Annotated in this window: 2 protein-coding genes; both read right to left on the reverse strand. The window is 65.7% G+C overall.

Going from position 1 to position 1,314, the window contains the following annotated elements; genetic code table 11:
* Positions 1–32 precede the first annotated feature (32 nt).
* Positions 33–935, reverse strand: a complete 903-nt coding sequence (locus ABZ904_RS51295; RefSeq protein ID WP_361831237.1) for an IS3 family transposase — start codon at positions 933–935, stop codon at positions 33–35.
* A gap of 5 nt (positions 936–940) precedes the next feature.
* Positions 941–1,246: a transposase gene (locus tag ABZ904_RS51300; protein WP_361831240.1), complete on the reverse strand. Its 306-nt coding sequence runs from the start codon at positions 1,244–1,246 to the stop codon at positions 941–943.
* Positions 1,247–1,314: the final 68 nt, after the last annotated feature.

The raw sequence follows: 1,314 nt of genomic DNA on the forward strand, positions 1-1,314 counted from the left end.
GAAGTTCCCCCCTGATCTTGGACAGCGGATGCTTACGCTGCGGGGGTGAAGTCGTGCTGCAGCCTGGCTCGGGTTTCGAGTGGGGTGAGGTACCCGAACTCGGGGTGTTTGCGGAGCCTGGTGCGGTTGTATTCGACTTCGATGAAGCGGAAGACGTCGGCGCGGGCCGCCTCGCGGCTCTCCCAGACGGTCGTGCCGATCTCCGCTTTGAGCAAACCGAAAAAGCTCTCGGCTGCGGCGTTATCGTAGCATATGCCGGTTCGCCCCATGCTCTGCCTCAGGTTCAACTTCCTTATTTCCCGGCGAAATTCGCTACTCGTGTACTCGCTGCCGCGGTCGGTGTGCATGATGCAGCCGGGCTGCAACTGGCCGCGCCCGGCGGCCATCTCCAGCGCGTCGGTAACCAGTTCAGCGCGGTGGTGATCGGCCATCGCGTACCCGATCACCTCGCGTGTCGCCAGGTCGATGACCGTCGCCAGATACCACCAGCCCTCGATCGTCGCCAAATACGTAATGTCCCCGACGAGCTTCGTGCCGGGCTCGGCGGCGGTGAAGTCGCGGCCGACCAGGTCCGGGGCCGGGGCGGCCTTGGTGTCCTGCTTCGTCAGGTACCGGCGCTTGCGGCGGGTCACGCCTCGGATATCGCGCTCCCGCATGATCCGTTCAACCTTCTTCCGGTTGATCGCATGGCCCTTGCGCCGCAGCGCGGCGTGCACGCGCGGGGCACCGTAGGCACCACGCGACTTCCCGTGGATCTCCCGTATCTCCTCGGCGAGTTCGTCCTCGGCGCGCTGCCGCTCGGCGACGGCCGGCCGACTGGCCAGCCAGGAGTAGTACGTGCCGCGCGGGACCTTCAATACACGGCACAGCAGCACAACGCTGTAGCCATCGGGGTTGCCCTCGGTGGCCTTCTCCGCATCGATGAAGAGGCACACCTCGCCTACTTCACGATCTCCTTCGTGAAGTAGGCCGCTGCTTTTACCAGGATCTCGTTCGCCTTCTTCAGCTCGGCGGCCTCACGACGCAACCGCCGCAGCTCGTCCCGCTCATCACTGGTCAGCGCGCCAGCGGGCCCCTCGCCGCGGTCGACCTTCGCCTGCTTGACCCAGCCGCGCAGCCCCTCGGCACTCACGCCGAGCTCCCGGGCGACCTCGGTCACGTTCCGACCGGAGGAGCGAACCAGCTCCACCGCGTCCCGCTTGAACTCGGGCGTGTACCGCTTGCTCATGTTGCTCTTGCCACTCAACCTGGACTGCTTCCTCTGGGACCCAACCGTCCCAGTATCAGGCTGTCCAGCTCAGCGGGGGAACTTCA

Source organism: Streptomyces sp. NPDC046900 (assembly GCF_040644975.1).
Lineage (GTDB): Bacteria > Actinomycetota > Actinomycetes > Streptomycetales > Streptomycetaceae > Streptomyces.